At 53.0% G+C, this 16,691-nt stretch carries 15 protein-coding genes and 2 rRNA genes (1 of these 17 only partly in view); 5 read left to right on the top strand and 12 right to left on the bottom strand.

The features are described 5' to 3' along the window. Nucleotides 1-88: 88 nt before the first annotated feature. From DBAC_RS01445 to DBAC_RS01415, 7 genes are all read right to left on the bottom strand, one after another. Complete coding sequence (locus DBAC_RS01445) at nucleotides 89-277, bottom strand: ferredoxin (RefSeq protein WP_012805487.1); 189 nt, start codon at nucleotides 275-277, stop codon at nucleotides 89-91. 177 nt (nucleotides 278-454) lie between these two features. Next, on the bottom strand, nucleotides 455-1,609 hold the full coding sequence (gene dsrP / locus DBAC_RS01440; RefSeq protein ID WP_012805486.1) for a sulfate reduction electron transfer complex DsrMKJOP subunit DsrP: 1,155 nt from the start codon (nucleotides 1,607-1,609) through the stop codon (nucleotides 455-457). A gap of 10 nt (nucleotides 1,610-1,619) precedes the next feature. Continuing rightward, entirely contained in the window at nucleotides 1,620-2,414 is a 795-nt protein-coding gene (gene dsrO, locus DBAC_RS20005; protein WP_012805485.1) for a sulfate reduction electron transfer complex DsrMKJOP subunit DsrO, read from the bottom strand. Further along, a complete protein-coding gene (dsrJ, locus tag DBAC_RS01430) occupies nucleotides 2,411-2,797 on the bottom strand; it encodes a sulfate reduction electron transfer complex DsrMKJOP subunit DsrJ (RefSeq protein ID WP_012805484.1) in 387 nt (128 codons plus the stop codon). The genes dsrO and dsrJ overlap by 4 nt, the downstream gene beginning before the upstream one ends. Further along, nucleotides 2,797-4,428 carry a sulfate reduction electron transfer complex DsrMKJOP subunit DsrK gene (gene dsrK, locus DBAC_RS01425; protein WP_012805483.1) on the bottom strand — a complete coding sequence of 544 codons (1,632 nt, stop codon included), beginning with the start codon at nucleotides 4,426-4,428 and terminating at the stop codon, nucleotides 2,797-2,799. Before dsrK ends, dsrJ begins: the two co-directional genes overlap by 1 nt. Further along, nucleotides 4,428-5,441: a sulfate reduction electron transfer complex DsrMKJOP subunit DsrM gene (dsrM, locus tag DBAC_RS01420; protein WP_012805482.1), complete on the bottom strand. Its 1,014-nt coding sequence runs from the start codon at nucleotides 5,439-5,441 to the stop codon at nucleotides 4,428-4,430. The genes dsrK and dsrM overlap by 1 nt, the downstream gene beginning before the upstream one ends. Before the next feature lie 51 nt (nucleotides 5,442-5,492). Beyond that, nucleotides 5,493-6,011, bottom strand: coding sequence for an RsbRD N-terminal domain-containing protein (locus tag DBAC_RS01415; protein ID WP_012805481.1), 519 nt, complete (start codon nucleotides 6,009-6,011; stop codon nucleotides 5,493-5,495). A gap of 327 nt (nucleotides 6,012-6,338) precedes the next feature. Here DBAC_RS01415 and DBAC_RS01410 point away from each other — a divergent pair, with 327 nt between their 5' ends. Genes DBAC_RS01410 through purE form a run of 4 tightly spaced genes read left to right on the top strand, consistent with a single transcriptional unit; the run spans nucleotide 6,339 to nucleotide 12,278 of the window. Further along, on the top strand, nucleotides 6,339-8,636 hold the full coding sequence (locus DBAC_RS01410) for an LPS-assembly protein LptD (protein ID WP_012805480.1): 2,298 nt from the start codon (nucleotides 6,339-6,341) through the stop codon (nucleotides 8,634-8,636). A gap of 3 nt (nucleotides 8,637-8,639) precedes the next feature. Continuing rightward, nucleotides 8,640-10,472 carry a DNA mismatch repair endonuclease MutL gene (mutL, locus tag DBAC_RS01405; protein WP_012805479.1) on the top strand — a complete coding sequence of 611 codons (1,833 nt, stop codon included), beginning with the start codon at nucleotides 8,640-8,642 and terminating at the stop codon, nucleotides 10,470-10,472. Between the two features lie 49 nt (nucleotides 10,473-10,521). Then, entirely contained in the window at nucleotides 10,522-11,796 is a 1,275-nt protein-coding gene (gene purD, locus DBAC_RS01400; protein WP_012805478.1) for a phosphoribosylamine--glycine ligase, read from the top strand. Further along, nucleotides 11,796-12,278, top strand: coding sequence for a 5-(carboxyamino)imidazole ribonucleotide mutase (gene purE / locus DBAC_RS01395; RefSeq protein ID WP_012805477.1), 483 nt, complete (start codon nucleotides 11,796-11,798; stop codon nucleotides 12,276-12,278). Before purD ends, purE begins: the two co-directional genes overlap by 1 nt. A 60-nt stretch (nucleotides 12,279-12,338) precedes the next feature. Here the strand turns inward: purE and hflC are convergent, their stop codons facing one another. Together hflC and hflK are read right to left on the bottom strand one after the other, a co-directional pair. After that, nucleotides 12,339-13,187, bottom strand: coding sequence for a protease modulator HflC (hflC, locus tag DBAC_RS01390; protein WP_012805476.1), 849 nt, complete (start codon nucleotides 13,185-13,187; stop codon nucleotides 12,339-12,341). Beyond that, complete coding sequence (hflK, locus tag DBAC_RS01385; RefSeq protein ID WP_012805475.1) at nucleotides 13,187-14,269, bottom strand: FtsH protease activity modulator HflK; 1,083 nt, start codon at nucleotides 14,267-14,269, stop codon at nucleotides 13,187-13,189. Before hflK ends, hflC begins: the two co-directional genes overlap by 1 nt. A gap of 104 nt (nucleotides 14,270-14,373) precedes the next feature. On the opposite strand from hflK, the gene rnhA reads away from it, so the two are divergent. After that, entirely contained in the window at nucleotides 14,374-14,850 is a 477-nt protein-coding gene (gene rnhA, locus DBAC_RS01380) for a ribonuclease HI (protein ID WP_012805474.1), read from the top strand. A gap of 72 nt (nucleotides 14,851-14,922) precedes the next feature. Here the strand turns inward: rnhA and DBAC_RS01375 are convergent, their stop codons facing one another. The 3 genes from DBAC_RS01375 to DBAC_RS01365 form a co-directional block, all read right to left on the bottom strand. Continuing rightward, the gene (locus DBAC_RS01375; RefSeq protein WP_012805473.1) at nucleotides 14,923-15,429 is read right to left on the bottom strand and encodes a DUF456 domain-containing protein; all 507 of its coding nucleotides are present in this window, start codon (nucleotides 15,427-15,429) and stop codon (nucleotides 14,923-14,925) included. Nucleotides 15,430-15,449: 20 nt separating this feature from the next. After that, a 5S ribosomal RNA gene (gene rrf, locus DBAC_RS01370) occupies nucleotides 15,450-15,564 on the bottom strand. A gap of 32 nt (nucleotides 15,565-15,596) precedes the next feature. Beyond that, a 23S ribosomal RNA gene (locus DBAC_RS01365) occupies nucleotides 15,597-16,691 on the bottom strand (it continues 1,850 nt past the right edge of the window).

The following is a 16,691-nucleotide window of genomic DNA, read 5'->3' as shown; positions in this document are numbered from 1 at the left end:
CTTCAGGCTTGGTACAGCTCGAAGCTCGAAATTTGAAATTGCCGGAGGTAACTGGCAGGCCCCGGCAGGGCCTGCCATAGAAAAAGACCTAGTTTTCTTCGATGGTGATGGCGTTCTGCTCACAAACTTCGATGCAGGATTCACAACCCAGACATTCCTCTTCGTTCACAGGGACGGCCTTGCCATTCTGAAGCTCATACACTTCAACGGGGCAAACATCCACACACTCGCCACAACCGATGCATTTGTCGCTGTCGACGATAACCGAATAACCCATGATCAACCTCCAAAATTCTTTTTAATTCCCGCTTATGCGGGTTGAATAAGGGACCCTTACACACCTTCAAAAAGGCTGTAAACCTAAATAGCGAGCCTAGCGATAACGGAAATTAACCCTTTAATTTCAGGTAGTAAAAAAATGCGGGCGTCCAAAATACGCCCGCATTTGTACGTGTTATTCAATTTCCTGCTTCACGCCGATTGCGACCTTGTAGAGAATGGTCAAAACCAGGAAGCCCGTGGCGTAAATCCCCAGAGACACGCCAAGCTCAAGCTGGGTGGGCACATATTCCGTGATCTCATGCAGCGGGTTTGGTACAAATCCGCCACCGATCATCCCGAGGCCCTTGTCGATCCAGGCACCTATGAAAATGAGCAGACAGCCGATGATCAGGAGGTTGTCCTGCTCTCTGTTCTTGGGAACAATCAGGATAAGAATGCCGACAACGGCCATGATCATGGCCGACCACATCCAGGGCACCAGCACTCCGTGTCCGTGGTAGCCAACGAACAGGTACTGAAGGTGAGCCATATGTGAGGGGATCTGGCTGTAGAAAACCGTGAACACTTCGCACAGCAGCAAAAAGAGGTTAATGCACATGGCGTAGACTACCGTCTTTCCAAGCGTGGCCAATACACCCTTGCCAGGATCAAATCCGGTAAAGATCTTGGCGATATAGGTCACCAGGATCAGGAACGCAGGACCCGCGGCAAAGGCTGAAGCCAGAAAGCGGGCGGCAAGGACTGCGGTCAGCCAGTAACCGCGACCAGGCAGGCCGCAGTAAAGAAAAGCGGTGACCGTATGAATGGACACAGCCCACGGAATGGACAGGTAAATAAAGAACTTGATCCACTTGGGAGGAGCAACCTGCTTGCGCTCGGCTTCCAGCGTGACCCAACCGACAAGGATGTTGATCAGCAGATAACCGTTCAAAACCACCATATCCCAAAACAGCACAGAGTTGGGCGTGGGATGAAGGAGAACGTTCATCAAACGCTGCGGCGAGCCCAAGTCGGCGACGATGAAGAGCAGGCACAAAATAACCATGGCCACGGCGTTAAATTCACCGAGAATAAGAATCTTGCCGAACTTCTGGTAGTTATGAAGGTATTTCGGGATAACCAGCATGACGGCCGATGCAGCGACGCCAACCAGAAAGGTGAACTGCGCAATGTAGAATCCCCAGGAAACATCACGGCTCATACCCGTGATCGTCAGACCGTGTGAGAGCTGTTGCCAGTAACACGCCGCGCCGATGCTCATCAGCAGGAGCAAAAAGGCGATCCAACCCCAATAAATTTTTGATCCATTTATGGCTTTTTCAAGCATGACTCACCCCTTACACGAGATAGTAAACACAAGGTTTGGTTCCAAGGTACGGGCTGCGCCTGATGGAAAAGCGCTCAGCAAGCAACTTGCGCACATCGGATTCAGGGTCTTCCAAATCCCCGAAAGTAATGGCCCCTGCGGAGACTTCAACGCACGAAGGCATTTTCCCTTCAGCCAGGCGCTCGGCACAGAATTCACACTTCTCGACCACGCCCTTGGTACGGGTGGGGTAATCAAGATCAACCTTTTCAATGAACGGACGCGGGTCCTTGAAGTTGAAGCTTCTCGAACCGTAGGGACATCCGGCCATGCAGTAACGACAGCCGATACAGCGGTGAAAATCCATCATGACGATGCCGTCTTCACGCTGGAATGTGGCCTTGGTCGGGCAGACCCGCACACAGGGGGGGTTGTCGCAATGGTTGCACAAAGCCAGGGCCGACTTGGCTCCGGCCTCAGGCTGATATTCGTGATGGTTGTCCAGAAAGAGATGTTCCATCGATGTTTCCCAGATCCACTTAATATTCTGATTACCGGGAATATTCGGAACGTTATGTGTGGTGTGACAAATCTTTGTCACATCCGCCACAATCTCTTCAGTCAACTTGGCGGTGTCGATGACCATGGCCCACCGGGAGGCCTTAAGAGCATTGGGCCCGGAGTGAACAGAATGCCGGGACGCGAAAAGCAATCCTTCTCTCGCCGTCCCTCCTCCGGCAGCCAGCAACTCGGAGGCGGGGCGAACGCCCCAACCCAAAGCCGCCACCGCAGCGATCTTCAAAAAATCTCTACGCAAAGTTTTCATTTGTTCTCCCCCTTCGGATCAACATGACAATCCCAGCAGTAGGGGTTCACGGAAACGGTCGCATGGCATTTGTCGCAGAACTTATCCTTGTTCTCATGACACTTCATACACGTCTTGCTCAGGCTCTTCTGAAAAACCTGATGGTTGGCCGTGGAATGATACTCATGCTCACTACCGCGGACGACTTCGTCTCGCCAGTCGTTGAGCATGGCCATGTGCTCGGCGCGCATGAATTCGACGCTTTCGACACAGTCCTTGGCGTTCTTGGGCTTTTCCAATTCGGGTCTTTGATAAGCGGCGCTGCCGATGTTGTTCCAAAAAGGATAGGTCATGAAGACCACGAACACGGCAAGACCGATCAGAATTTTATTCTTGTCGTACATTATTCATCCTCCAGCCCGGGCAGGTCTTCACCACGCAGATCGGTTTCGCGTTCTTTTTCACCAGGAAAGACCAAGGCATTGGCAACAAGTTCATGCAAGCCACAAACGTCGACTTCCGGCACCCAGTATTTCATGGAATTGGGGAGCACTGCCCGGTCGATGGCGCAGACACAACCGAGCATATTCACGCCGTATTTTTCATGAACATATTTAACGGCATTGGCGCGGGGCAGACCGCCCATCATGCGCAGCTCGTCATTCTCACCGGCGTTAAGACCAGCGCCGCCACCGCAGCAGAAAGTCTGCTCGCGAGTGGTGCCTTCGGGCATTTCGGTGAATTTCTCGACGACGCTCTTGGCCACGAAACGGGGCTCATCGAGAAGACCCATCCCGCGGGCAGGATTACAGGAGTCGTGCCAGGTCAGGTGGATGTTGGCATTGCGTTTCTTGTTCAGATTGAGCTTGCCGTGCTTGATCAGGTCCGCCGTGAATTCGGCGATGTGGACCATCTTGGTGCTGGCCGCGTTCTTGAACACCGTTCCGGTAATCGGGTTGGACGGGACTTCCATGCGCGAATGCTGGAAATCAGGCCCGTTCAGGGTGTCCATGTACTGATGGATGACGCGCCACATATGGCCGCATTCACCGCCGAGAATCCACTTCACGCCCAAGCGGTCGGCTTCCATGTACATCTTGGAGTTGAGACGTTTCATGGTCTCATGCGAAGTGAAGAAACCGAAGTTTCCTCCCTCGGAGGCATATGTCGACCAGGTCACGTCCAAACCGTATTCGCGCTTCAGGTACTCGAACAGCATGAGGTAGCCCATGCAGGTATAGGTACCCGGATCGGCGAAAACGTCTCCGGAAGGCGTGATGAAGAGAATGTCGGCGCCTTTCTTGTTGAAGGAAGGCTCTGGGCGGATGCCGGTTATGTCTTCGATGTCGTCGCAGAAAAAGTCGATCATATCGAAGAAGGCGTGCGGCTGGATGCCAAGGTGGTTGCCTGTGCGATAACAATTGGCCACCGGGGTCGCGATCCAGTCGATGTTGAGGCCGAGCAGGTTCAGCAGTTCACGGCCGATGATGGTCACCTCGGCGGTGTCTATGCCGTAGGGACAGAAGACAGAGCAGCGGCGGCATTCGGAACACTGAAAGAAATAATACCACCACTCCTTCAGGACTTCCGGAGTCAGCTTGCGTCCGCCTGCAAAACGTCCAAGAATCTTGCCGAAGGTCGTAAATTCCCCGCGGTAGACGGAACGCAGCAATTCGGCGCGCAGCACCGGCATGTTCTTCGGATCACCGGAGCCGATGAAGAAATGACATTTATCCGCGCAAGCGCCGCAACGCACGCAGATGTCCATGAAGATCTTGAACGAGCGGAACTTCTGCAGACGTTCGCGCAGACCGTTGAAGATGATTTCCTGCCAGTTCTCCGGAAGCTTCCAATCGTCGTCGAGAGGATTCCACTTCCGGGCATGCGGCAGGCCCACGTAATTCACGCTGTCGGGGTTGGCTGCGTAACAGTACCGGCCGGGTTTGATCTCCACCGGCACGTCCATCCAATCCGCCTTGGGCGGCGTGTAATCGATATTCGCAAAAAGCGCTTCAGGGCGTGGCAGATCAGACATTACTCGGCTCCTTCTGCTAGAGGCTTGTCCACGGGAAGATCCTTCTCGACCATCTTCTCACGGAATTCATCCTCGTATTCTTCGTATGTGTGATAATGAACATTCTCGAACTTCCAGGGGTTAATGTGCCTGAACTTTCTGGAAGCACAGTTCATGTTGCGCGTGGGCGAAAGGAACACGCCGCCCATGTGCATGAGTTTGCTGAGCGGAAAATAGGCCAGAAGCACGGAAACAAGGAACATGTGGATGTAAAACATCACTCCGATCCCTTCCGGCACGACCCAGGAAAATGTCACCAGGCCCATGGCCAGCTGTTTGACCGAGATGATGTCAACCTTGGCAAAATACCGCATGAAAATTCCGGAAAAAGCGATTCCGAGAATCAGGAACAGCGGAAAATAATCCTGCACCAATGAAATGTAACGGATCTGGGGAACCACTACGCGTCGCACAAAAAGATAGGTTACAGCGGCGACAAACACGATATCGGTAAGATAGAGCGTCGGAGCGCCGATCTGCAGCATGCTGTCCATGGCTTCAATACCGGCGATAATGCCCGGCACCGGCTCTGTGAAAAAGCGCATATGCCGCAGAACGATGGTCAAAAACGAATAGTGGAATGCCAGAGCGCCAAGCCACAACCATTTGCTTGAACTGTAGGTAACTTTTGTACCTTCGTGCAGATCAACCTTGGTATTGCGAAAAAGCGACCTGAACAAGAGCACTTCCAAGAGCATCCTCATCACGACGCCGCCCGTGGTGGAAGGATTTTCGATGGTGCTCTGCTTGATCCAAGGCAGGGATTCCTGCTGACCACATGTTGTGGGGATACAAAACGGCACAGCCGATCTCCCCCAATCCACAACTCTCATACAGAATCCCACCACAAAAACCGCGACTGCCAGGAAGGGTATGTACAGCCCAAAGGCTTTTTCCATACCCATCGCCCCGGCGCCCACTAGGGCTAATGCCGCGAGGGCAAAGACCAGGAAAAGGGAGTAAAGAGCTTTCATGTACCTTTTACCTCGCTAAAGGGTTAACACAAAAAATATACTTAACGGACACTACCCCGCTACCTCCTCGTCTTTCAATAAATTAGCCCTTTCAAGCAATTTATGAGTTCTACTATATAACTGATTTGCTTTTTGCTTCCAAAGAAGCTCCCGGCAATTCATGTACAGGTCAAAACCAAGCATTGTCAGCCTGTCTACGCGAGTGTTCCAATCATACAGCATGGAATCTGGTTGCTCAGCAGGGTAAGCTTTTTCAAGCTGGCGCCGGACTATCTCCTTGAGGGCAGGCAGAAAACTCAGAGCGACCGAAGGAGCGAACCCTTGCACGGCCCTGATGCGTAAAATCCCGTCCAGATCGGTGGAACATTCCGCAACATCGGCCTGGCTGAGCAATATTTTATATATCCGCTCGACATTGTTGCGAAAAGTATGACCGACAGGATTGGCGAACTGATTGGACGAACCAGAAAAAAATTTGGCACCCTCTTCAGGGTAGGTCTTGATAATCGCCTCTGCCCATTGGGCACAAATGGCGTGATGGTTGTCGGTCAAAAATTTTTGTAGTTCCATAAATACCTTAAAATGCATGATGTTATACGATTTTCTGATTGACCGCGCAACGCATTGGAAGAGCAGGACAGATTTGCGGGGTTCTTAAATCACCTCACTTCCAAGGTCAAGCTGTTTGTGAAAAATGAAACAAGGATGCGACGCAAACTTGGCCATGAATCCAACATGTTAATCAACCTCTTTGCGCTCAGCTCTCAATCATCAAATCAAGCTCCTCGTCAACTCCCTGCCGGACCGCCCGCACACTTCGGACTAGGCATCCAGCGTCGCTTATGCTACCAGTGCCGCCACATCCACACCAACTCTCGACCATCCAACGGCGAACCCATGAAGCTGCGAATCCTTTTCATTTCTCTGCTTTGCGTCATGTCTGTGCTGGCCTCGTCCGCTTTTGACCCAGCCACCGCGCAGGAAGACGAGCCCCAGTCATGGCGCCTGCTCGCGGACAAGACTGCCGCAAGTCACGACAACCAATACCTGGAAGCATTCGGAAACGTAGTGCTGGACAGAGGGAACGACTACATCCGCGCCGATTATGCCAGATATTACCAGTCCACAAAATGGGTCTTCCTTAAAGGCAATGTCGAAGCCAGATTCCAAGGTGATTTTCTGAAGGCCGAAGAGGCGGAGTTCGATCTCAACACGAATACCGGGTGGCTGAAAAACGGCCAAATCTTCATGCAAGATCCGCACATGTATTTCGAGGGCGCCGTTCTCAAAAAGACCGGCCAGGATACGTACGAATTTCGTGAAGCCACCATCACAGTATGCGACGGCGACCGTCCTGCCTGGTCGATCAAGACGTCACGGGGCGACATTACGGTAGACGGCTATGCGCACCTCTGGACCCCTCGCTTTCAAATCCTCGATCAACCCGTCTTTGCCGCTCCCTACGCGGTCATCCCCGTCAAGACCAAAAGGCAAAGCGGCTTTCTCCTGCCCGAGATCGGCACCAGCGACCGTCTCGGCATCACCTATGATCAACCATATTATCAGGTCATCGATGAAGAGCAGGACGTCACGCTCTACTCGCACCTCATGTCGAACAAAGGTCTCATGCTCGGCGCCGAATACCGCATGGTGCCCGACATTCACAGCAAGGGCATCTGGAAACTCGACTATCTCTACGATCAGCAGATCGAGGGCGAATCGCTCTACAGCGACAACGTGGGCATGTCGCGCGAAAACCGCAATCGCTGGTGGGGGCGGGGCAAATTTGACGGCTACGTTGGAGAACCGGACTGGAATCTCAAATTCGACCTGGATATGGTTTCGGACCAGGATTATCTACGTGAATTTTCACGCGGCTATTCCGGCTTTAACAAAAGCCGCCGTGATTTTTTACAGTATTTTGGACGCGACATTGAGGACAGCGACAGTAATCTGCGAATCAACCGAGCACTCCTGAGTCGCAACTGGGGCGACCTTGGATTCCAAGGGCTTCTGGAGTACACGCAAAATCTTGAATACGGCAGCAACAACAACCTGACGAATAAAAGTAAGGCTGACGACCCTACGCTCCAGAGGCTTCCGGAACTCAATCTGCATCTTTACCAGACCCAACTTCTCAGCACTCCTCTGACCGCTGAGGGAAGTTCGCAACTGGCTTCATTTTGGAGAGAATACGGAACAACGGGATCTCGTTTCGATATCCACCCTATAATTGGACTACCATTGCACTTTGAATACGGCTCGATAATTCCTAAGGCTGGCGTCCGGAGTACAAGCTATTTCATACAGCGTTTTGAAGGGGATGACAGTGATGTAGACACAGATAGAAGCACGCAAACACGATTTCTTCCGGATTTTTCTACGTCAGCGTACACTGAATTTTCTAAAATATTTACTTTAAATGAAGAAAGCAGCATCGATAAGGACGCTGCTTCTGCGACATGGTTGAAATTGAAACACGCTCTTCAGCCTCGTCTTGAATATGACTATATCCCCTACTCCGAACAGGAAAAATATCCTTATTTTGACGAAGCAGATCGAATTGACGCAAAAAATGAGCTTACATATTCCATTACAAATATTTTCACCATGAAGACCGGAAGATGGCAGCCCGCTCTGGAAGAGCAAGGTCAGCCTGGTCTGCAAATGGATTTTTTTGAAATGGCGAGATTGCGTTTCGAGCAGTCCTACAGCATCCGCGAAGAAAGGCGCAACGACGACACTGACGAATATCCAAATCGTCCCTTTTCCGACGTGCTGACGGATCTGACCACCAGGCTTAGTCCATGGCTTTACCTGAACAACAAAACGTGGTTCTCCCCATATGAAGGCCAGATCATAGAGCATGAGCATTCACTCTCCGCCTACTACGACAGTCTTGTATACGCCACGTTCAGCCTGGATTTTCTGGAGGAAATCGACGAATACTTACGGCAGGAGCAAGAACGCCAGCGCATCGCCTCCTTTGGTGGCGGGATTGCCATCAATAATCAGTGGAGCACCGCCTTTTTGTACCGTGTCGATTGGGAAGCCAGCACAGACCTCGAGAAAAGGCTGACTTTGCGCTACGATCATCAGTGTTTTTCCGCCGAAACTTCATGGAGTCAAACCGACGAGGACTCCCGTTTTGAATTTCGGGTCATCCTCGCGCAACTGGGATCCTTGGGCCGTTAAGACATGATCCCCGAGAAACAAATCCGCCTCCTTCCTCCCGAACTGCAGAACCAGATTGCAGCGGGAGAGGTCGTCGAACGACCGTCCAGCGTTTTGAAGGAACTTGTCGAAAACGCCCTGGATGCAGGCGCGACCCGAATCCGGATTCAAATCCGCGACGGCGGGCAATCCTGCATCAGGGTCAGCGACAACGGTTCCGGTATCTTTGAAGACCAACTCGAACTTGCCGTTACGCGTCACGCCACCAGCAAGCTTCAGAATCTGAGCGACTTGCAGCATATCAATAGCTTCGGATTCCGTGGAGAAGCCCTGCCGAGCATAGCATCTGTTTCCCGCTTCCGCATTGCCTCCGCCCGCCACGATGGCGACGGCGGGGTTTTGGAGGTGCTGCATGGGCGAATCCTGCGTCAGGACAAAACAGCCATGCCCAAAGGAACGGATGTTGAAATCAACGATCTGTTCTCCAACGTACCGGCCCGTCTCAAATTTCTGAAAAAACCGGGCACCGAGACCCGCAAATGCGCCGAACTTGTCGCCCGGATCGCACTTGCCAATCCGCATGTGGATTTTGAACTCGTAAACGCGGATCGAACTGTGCACCGATTTCTGGCAGCACAGGATCTCACGCAGCGTCTGGCAGCCATCTGGCCCCAGGAAGTTGTCGAATCCTTGCACGGCGTCGACTTCAAGGATGGAGAACTGTCCGTACACGGTCTTGTCGGCGACCCCGCCATGGCCCAGGGCCGTCCGGACCGCATCCTTGTCTATGTCAACGCCCGCCCGGTCCAGGACAAGACAATCCTGAGCGCCATCCGCGAAGCATACCGGGGAAGAATTCTTGGCAAGGAGTATCCCCAGGCGGTCATTTTTCTGGAAATTCCCCCGGATGAGGTTGATGTCAACGTGCATCCGGCCAAAACCGAAGTCCGCTTCCAGGACGACGGCGCCATTTTCCGGATCATACGCAGGGCTGTCCTGCAGACCTTGGAGCGTAATGTCCACCAGACCCACGCAATTGAGCATGCCCAGCCGCTTAGTGTCAGCCAGGTGCATGCGTCTTTGCCTGTGATGGAACCGCGTTTTCCCGTACCCGGGGAAGCCAAGATCGAGTCAGGCCAGGACGCGCTTCTTTATGAACAGGATTGGCCGCAAAAATTCGCGTCCTCCGCCGCTGCGCAAAAACTCTTTGAATCGGCTGACAGTTCGCTCGCGAAAACCGGCCCGCCTGCCGCGGACACTCAAGCTCTCCGACTCCCTTCAGCCGGACAAAACGCTTCCACGACTCACGCCCCGACGGCGGTTCAATATCTTGGGCAATTTGCTCAGACATACCTGATCCTTGCCGCCAAAGACGAGATCACGCTTATCGATCAGCACGCCGCCCATGAGCGCGTTTTGTTCAACATGCTGCGCGCCCAGGGCACTCGGGGAGAAAGGCGTCCGCTGCTTCTCCCCCTAGAAATTCCTCTGCATCCCGCACAGGCGGCCCTGGCGCAGGAAATCTGGACAAAGCTCGACGAACTGGGTTTTTCTCTTGAACTTACCCCCGGCCGCCTCATGCTGCACTCCATTCCAGCGCTCTTGACCCCTTCCAAAGCCAAAGAATTTCTGCAGGACATCCTGACCGAAAAGGCCACTTCAATGGAAGATCTCTGGGCGGTCATGGCCTGCAAGGCCGCCATCAAGGCAGGCGACACCCTCACTCCAAACGAGGCGCTAGAGCTTGTCGATTCCTGGCAACATGTGTCGGAAAAAAATTATTGCCCGCATGGACGCCCCGTTGCAGTGCGTTGGGGTGTAGGCGATCTGGAAAAATTATTTAAACGTCGCTCTTAGAGCGCTCGTTTCCATCGAAATTGGCAGAATTGGACCACAGGAGGATTATTTGAACATTCTTATAGTTGGAGCCGGTGGACGGGAACACGCCCTGGCATGGAAAATCAGTCAAAGCCCCTTGCTGGACAAATTGTTCATTGCGCCGGGTAATGGTGGAACGGCCCTTCTCGGCACCAACGTTTCACTGCACGACAACGACATTGAGGGCATTGTCGCTTTTGCCCGCGACAATGACATCGGTCTTGTTGTCGCAGGGCCTGAGCTGCCTCTTGTTCTTGGACTGCAGGAGGCATTGGCCGCGGTGCATATCCCCTGCTTCGGCCCATGCACCTTCGACGCCCAGCTCGAAGGCTCCAAGGCCTTCGCCAAAAACATGATGCGGGAAACCGGGGTGCCGACAGCCCGCTTTCAGGTCTTCGACAGTTATGAGCGGGCACTGGTCTATGTGCGCGGGCACTCGCTGCCCATGGTCATCAAGGCGGACGGTCTGGCTGCGGGGAAAGGCGTCGTCATCGCCCAGAGCATGAGCGAAGCTGAAGAGGCCTTAAAAGACATGATGATTACCAAGGTGTTTGGCGAAGCCGGACTCACCGTTGTGGTCGAAGAAGCCTTGATCGGTGAAGAGGCCTCCTTCATGGCTTTTTGTGACGGGAGCACCATCGTTCCCATGCCGTCATTGCAAGACCACAAACGCATCGGCGACAACGACACGGGCCTCAACACCGGCGGCATGGGCGCCTACAGCCCTGCCCCCATCCTGCCGCAGGAAAAGTACGAGACCATGGCTGATCTGGCCATCCGGCCGATCACCGAGCATCTGGCGGCCATTGGCCAACCCTTCAAGGGAGTGCTCTACGCCGGCCTTATGATGACCGACAAAGGCCCGATGGTTCTGGAATACAATGTCCGCTTCGGCGACCCCGAATGCCAGCCGCTCATGGCCAGGCTCAAATCGGACCTGGTCGAGATCATGCTCGCTTGCGTGAACGGTACCCTTTCACCCGAGCAGGTCGAATTCCACCAGGAAACCAGTTGCTGTATCGTGATGGCGGCTCTTGGATACCCGCAAAGTTATCCCAAGGGCATGCCCATTTCCGGCATTGACGCTGCGGAACAGATTGAATCCGTCAAAGTCTTCCAAGCCGGCACGCAGTTGCAAAACGGAACTCCCGTCAGCACTGGCGGACGGGTCCTGGGCATCACCGCCCTGGGCACGGACCTTGAGCAAGCGCGAGAGCGGGCGTACCAGGCTGTTGCCAGAATCCACTTTGACAACAGCTATTATCGTAAAGATATCGCTAACAAAGGATTAAGGAGGACATGATGCCACAGGTAGCAATCTTCATGGGAAGCAAGTCCGACGAGAGCACAGTGCGCCCTTGCGCGGATGTATTGGAAAAATTGGGAATTTCCTGCACCTTTACCATCACCTCGGCTCATCGAACCCCGGAGCGTACCGCCCGCCTGATCAAAGAACTTGAGGAAGACGGCGTTCAGGTCTTTATCTGCGCCGCCGGCCTTGCCGCCCATCTGGCCGGCGCCGTTGCGGCCAAAACCGTGCGACCGGTCCTGGGCATCCCGATTTCCGCGTCCTCACTGGGCGGATGGGATGCGCTGCTGGCCACGGTGCAGATGCCCCCCGGCTTTCCGGTCGGAACGCTGGCTCTGGACAAGGTCGGCGCGCGCAACGCAGCGTGGCTTGCGGCCCAGATTCTGGCCCTGCACGATCCCGAACTGACGCAGCGCATACTGGATGAACGACGCAAGATGATCGAACAGGTGGAAGAAGACGCAAAAACCCTGTAAGATAAGCAGCATAAAAAAAGGCGACCCATGGGCCGCCTTTTTTTATGCTGTTGTTTCGTCTTATTGGAGATACTTGAAGAACTCGCTCTGCGGGGTCAGCACAAACTGGGTCTGATCCTTCATGGTCTTTTTGTATGCGTCCATGGTGCGCACGAATTCATAAAAGTCAGGATCCTGGGACAAGGCCTGCGCGTAGACGGCCGTAGCGGCAGCTTCGCCCTCGCCTCGGGCAGCCTCGGCCGCGCGACGGGCATCGGCCAGGATGACTGCCCGCTGTCGGTCCGCCAAGGTCGTGATCTTGGTGGCCTCTTCACGCCCTTCCGAACGATACTGCTTGGCTTGGCGCTCACGCTCGGCCTTCATGCGGCCGTAGATCGCAAGCTGATTCTCCTGGGGCAAATCCGTCCGTTTGATGCGAACATCAATGATGTGGATCCCGTATTCACCCAAAAGCACATTGGCTTTGGTTGTGACCTCGTCCATGATTGTCGATCGTTCGACCGCCACGATTTCAGTAAGCGTATACCGGCCCAAGGACTCTCTGAGCTGTGAGTAAACGATATCGTCAATGCGGGACAAACCGCCCTGGACATTGCGCACGGTCTGATAAAACACAAGGGGATTGACAATCCTCCATCTGGAAAAATTGTCGACAACCATGTTCTTCTTGTCCTGCGTCAGAATTTCTGCGGCCGGCGCATCGTATTCAAGAACTCGGGAATCAAAAAATATGACATTCTGCACAAAAGGAAGCTTGAAGTGCAACCCAGGCTCGTAGTCTGCGTTCCCGACCGGTTTGCCAAGCTGCAAAACGATGGCTCTTTCCGTCTGATCAACCATAAAAACACATTGCAGCAGAATGAAAACAGCTATGCCTATTCCGGCTATCGCAAATTGAATTGATCTCATCAGTTCACTCCTCCGTCTTTAGCCTGTCCGTTCACGGCTGCTTTTCCGGAGCGCTGCAAAGGCAAATAGGGGAAAACACGCTGCATGGAATCATTTGAAATAATAATCTTCTCCACTTCCGGCCTGGAAAGGATCTCTTCCATTGTTTCAAGATAAATGCGTTTCTTAGTGATATCCTTTGCCTTGCGATATTCTTCCAGAACAAAGAGAAAACGATCGCTGTCACCTCTGGCCTGCAGGATTTTTGTTTCCTTATAGGCTTGGGCCTGGTTCAGGATAGCAGCGGCCTCACCACGTGTACGCGGGACGAGATCATTCTCGTAGGCTTCCGCTTCGTTGATAAAACGGCTTTTATCCTCTTTTGCGCTGGCGACATCCTTGAAAGCGTCGATGACCTGCCGTGGAGGATGAACATCCTGCAACTGCACGGCCACAACTCTGATGCCACTCTTGTAACTGTTCAGAATTTTTTGCAACAGGTCACGCGTGTCGTTCTGGATTGTCAGCTTGTCATCCGTAAGAGCGGCATCGATCTTATTGTAGCCGATGACTTCACGCATGGCAGCTTCGGCCGCGTCTTTGACGGTTTTATCCTGATTGGCTACGTTGAACAGATAGTCCTGAGCGTTATCGATCAAAAACTGAACGATAAACTGGACGTCGACGATATTCTCGTCACCCGTGAGCATCAGGGATTCTTCCGGAACCTGCCGGACCTGGGTGCCGGTTCCTACGGTGAAGGCGGTGCTCCCGCGAAAACCGACTTCCAGCCGCTGAATCTTGGTGACCTGAGGAGTCAGCACGGATTCAAACGGAAAGGGCAGTCGATAATGCGGTCCAGGATCGGTGGTGCGTTCATAGGCTCCAAAGCGCTTGACAACGCCGACCTCATCCGGCTGAACGATATAAATACCGCTACCGAGCCAGAACAAAAGGGCCACGAGCACGATGATTCGCCATCCAGGCAAATTCATCTGTTTAAACTGTTTGACTTTTTCGTTTAAATCACCAAGATCCGGCCCAGGCATGGGGCCAGACTGCCGCTGTCGTTTTTCTTGTAGTTTTTCCCAGTCCCAATTCATAATGCTCCTTCGTAAAAGACTCCTAACGCAAGGTCAAGGAATCGTGGACAACGCATGAATAATCGCATCGAACTTTCGAACCTATAAATAAAGAAGAGAATAACGTGACCGATACATCAGTTACAATCTACACGGACGGATCGAGCCTGGGCAATCCGGGGCCCGGAGGCTGGGGCGCTGTTCTTATCTGGGCTGACTCAAAAAAGGAGCTCAGCCGGGGTTATATCGAGACCACGAACAACCGCATGGAAATTCGTGGCGTTCTTCACGCTCTGGAGCATCTGAAGCGGCCATGCACAGTGCATGTCCATTCAGACTCACGCTATGTGTGTGACGCCATATCCAAAAAATGGATCCAGTCATGGCTTAAAAACGGCTGGCTGACCTCGGCCAAAAAGCCGGTCAAAAACAGGGATCTCTGGGAACAACTGCTGTCTTTGTTGCAAAAACACAAGGTGATATTTCATTGGGTGAAAGCCCATGACGGGCACCCGGAAAATGAGCGCTGCGACGAACTGGCCAAAAACGCGGCCAAAGCCCGAGAACGAGAAATTGATGAAGGATATTTAAGGAATACTTGACTAGTCAATCCCTAATCAGGGGGCATGAAAATCCAGAAGAGAAGGGTCGTTAAAGACAAACGACGTAAATCGTCACGTCAGAAAGAGCAGTCGAAATGCATGAACAAGAAATGCGATACCTATCCCGATCTTGACGGCCAGACCGAGAACCTTGCCGATCATGGCGCCCAGTGCCGCTTTTTTAGCGTCCGCGAACGGGCGATGATTCATCACCTCAACTCCCAGACACCCCAGGTAGGCCCCGCCAACCGCGCCGAAAAGAGCCCCAAGCCCCAGGAAAAACGGCGCGCCGAGGATCGCGCCGAATATGGCGCCGGCAAAAGCGCCCCAGTTTCCGGACGAAGATGCGCCATATTTGCTCGCCCCCAATGCTTGTAAGGCAAATTCGATGCATTCCCCCAGGAATGCAACAACGACAAAAATCAGAAACGTGGTCAGCGTAAGGGGAGATTCAGGAGTTATCCAGGACCAAGCGCCCAAGATAAGTATGATGAACCAATTTGCGGGAAAAGAAAAAATATGAGTGAAGAAGGCGATGATGAGTAGAAGAAAAACGAGGATGGCGAGTGTTATGCTCATAAGAGAAGAGAAAAAAAAGGTCCTGGCGACGACCTACTTTCCCACCAGTGGACTGGCAGTATCATCGGCGCTGGAGGTCTTAACTTCCGAGTTCGGAATGGAATCGGGTGGTTCCCCTCCGCCGTGGTCACCAGGACGAAATATATAAGAGAAACAGGTGAAGAGAGAGAGTTAAGACTCACGATCTATTAGTACCGGTCAGCTGAACACATTACTGCGCTTACACTTCCGGCCTATCTACCAGGTGGTCTGCCTGGGATCTTCAGTGTCTTGCGACAAGGGAGAACTTATCTTGTGGCTGGTTTCCCGCTTAGATGCTTTCAGCGGTTATCCATTCCGATTATAGCTACCCTGCTATGCCACTGGCGTGACAACAGGTCCACTAGGGAATCGTCCATTCCGGTCCTCTCGTACTAGGAACAGACCCACTCAATTCTCCTACGCCCACAGAAGATAGGGACCAAACTGTCTCACGACGTTTTAAACCCAGCTCGCGTACCACTTTAAACGGCGAACAGCCGTACCCTTGGGACCTGCTCCAGCCCCAGGATGTGATGAGCCGACATCGAGGTGCCAAACCGCATCGTCGATGTGAACTCTTGGATGCGATCAGCCTGTTATCCCCGGCGTACCTTTTATCCGATGAGCGATGGCCCTTCCATGCGGGACCACCGGATCACTAACACCTACTTTCGTACCTGCTCGACATGTCTGTCTCGCAGTCAAGCTCCCTTATGCGTTTGCACTCAACGGCTGGTTTCCAATCAGCCTGAGGGAACCATTGCGCGCCTCCGTTACTCTTTGGGAGGCGACCGCCCCAGTCAAACTACCCACCAGACACTGTCTCCCTGCCGGATAACGGCGAGGGATTAGAGTCCTAAACTAACAAGGGTGGTATTTCAAGGTTGACTCCACAGATACTAGCGTACCCGCTTCACAGTCTCCCACCTATCCTACACATGATAGTTCAAGATCCAATGTCAAGCTATAGTAAAGGTGCACAGGGTCTTTCCGTCTTTCTGCGGGGAGACGGCATCTTCACCGCCAATTCAATTTCACTGAGTCTCTGGTCGAGACAGTGCGGAGATCGTTACGCCATTCGTGCAGGTCGGAACTTACCCGACAAGGAATTTCGCTACCTTAGGACCGTTATAGTTACGGCCGCCGTTTACTGGGGCTTCAATTCAATGCTTTGCTTGCGCTGACATCTCCTCTTAACCTTCCAGCACCGGGCAGGCGTCAGACCCTATACGTCGTCTTAC

This window comes from Desulfomicrobium baculatum DSM 4028 (assembly GCF_000023225.1).
Taxonomy (GTDB): domain Bacteria; phylum Desulfobacterota; class Desulfovibrionia; order Desulfovibrionales; family Desulfomicrobiaceae; genus Desulfomicrobium; species Desulfomicrobium baculatum.
Note: the sequence above shows the minus strand (reverse complement) of the source record. Positions and strands in the feature narration are given on the sequence as shown.

Bases quoted from the DNA above. Each gene is read 5' to 3' on its own strand.
- dsrO (WP_012805485.1), bottom strand. From the start codon at position 2,414: ATGAAAACTTTGCGTAGAGATTTTTTGAAGATCGCTGCGGTGGCGGCT.
- DBAC_RS01445 (WP_012805487.1), bottom strand. From the start codon at position 277: ATGGGTTATTCGGTTATCGTCGACAGCGACAAATGCATCGGTTGTGGC.
- dsrK (WP_012805483.1), bottom strand. From the start codon at position 4,428: ATGTCTGATCTGCCACGCCCTGAAGCGCTTTTTGCGAATATCGATTAC.
- purE (WP_012805477.1), top strand. From the start codon at position 11,796: ATGCCACAGGTAGCAATCTTCATGGGAAGCAAGTCCGACGAGAGCACA.
- dsrM (WP_012805482.1), bottom strand. From the start codon at position 5,441: ATGAAAGCTCTTTACTCCCTTTTCCTGGTCTTTGCCCTCGCGGCATTA.
- hflK (WP_012805475.1), bottom strand. From the start codon at position 14,269: ATGAATTGGGACTGGGAAAAACTACAAGAAAAACGACAGCGGCAGTCT.
- DBAC_RS01410 (WP_012805480.1), top strand. From the start codon at position 6,339: ATGAAGCTGCGAATCCTTTTCATTTCTCTGCTTTGCGTCATGTCTGTG.
- dsrJ (WP_012805484.1), bottom strand. From the start codon at position 2,797: ATGTACGACAAGAATAAAATTCTGATCGGTCTTGCCGTGTTCGTGGTC.
- DBAC_RS01415 (WP_012805481.1), bottom strand. From the start codon at position 6,011: ATGGAACTACAAAAATTTTTGACCGACAACCATCACGCCATTTGTGCC.
- dsrP (WP_012805486.1), bottom strand. From the start codon at position 1,609: ATGCTTGAAAAAGCCATAAATGGATCAAAAATTTATTGGGGTTGGATC.
- DBAC_RS01375 (WP_012805473.1), bottom strand. From the start codon at position 15,429: ATGAGCATAACACTCGCCATCCTCGTTTTTCTTCTACTCATCATCGCC.
- mutL (WP_012805479.1), top strand. From the start codon at position 8,640: ATGATCCCCGAGAAACAAATCCGCCTCCTTCCTCCCGAACTGCAGAAC.
- hflC (WP_012805476.1), bottom strand. From the start codon at position 13,187: ATGAGATCAATTCAATTTGCGATAGCCGGAATAGGCATAGCTGTTTTC.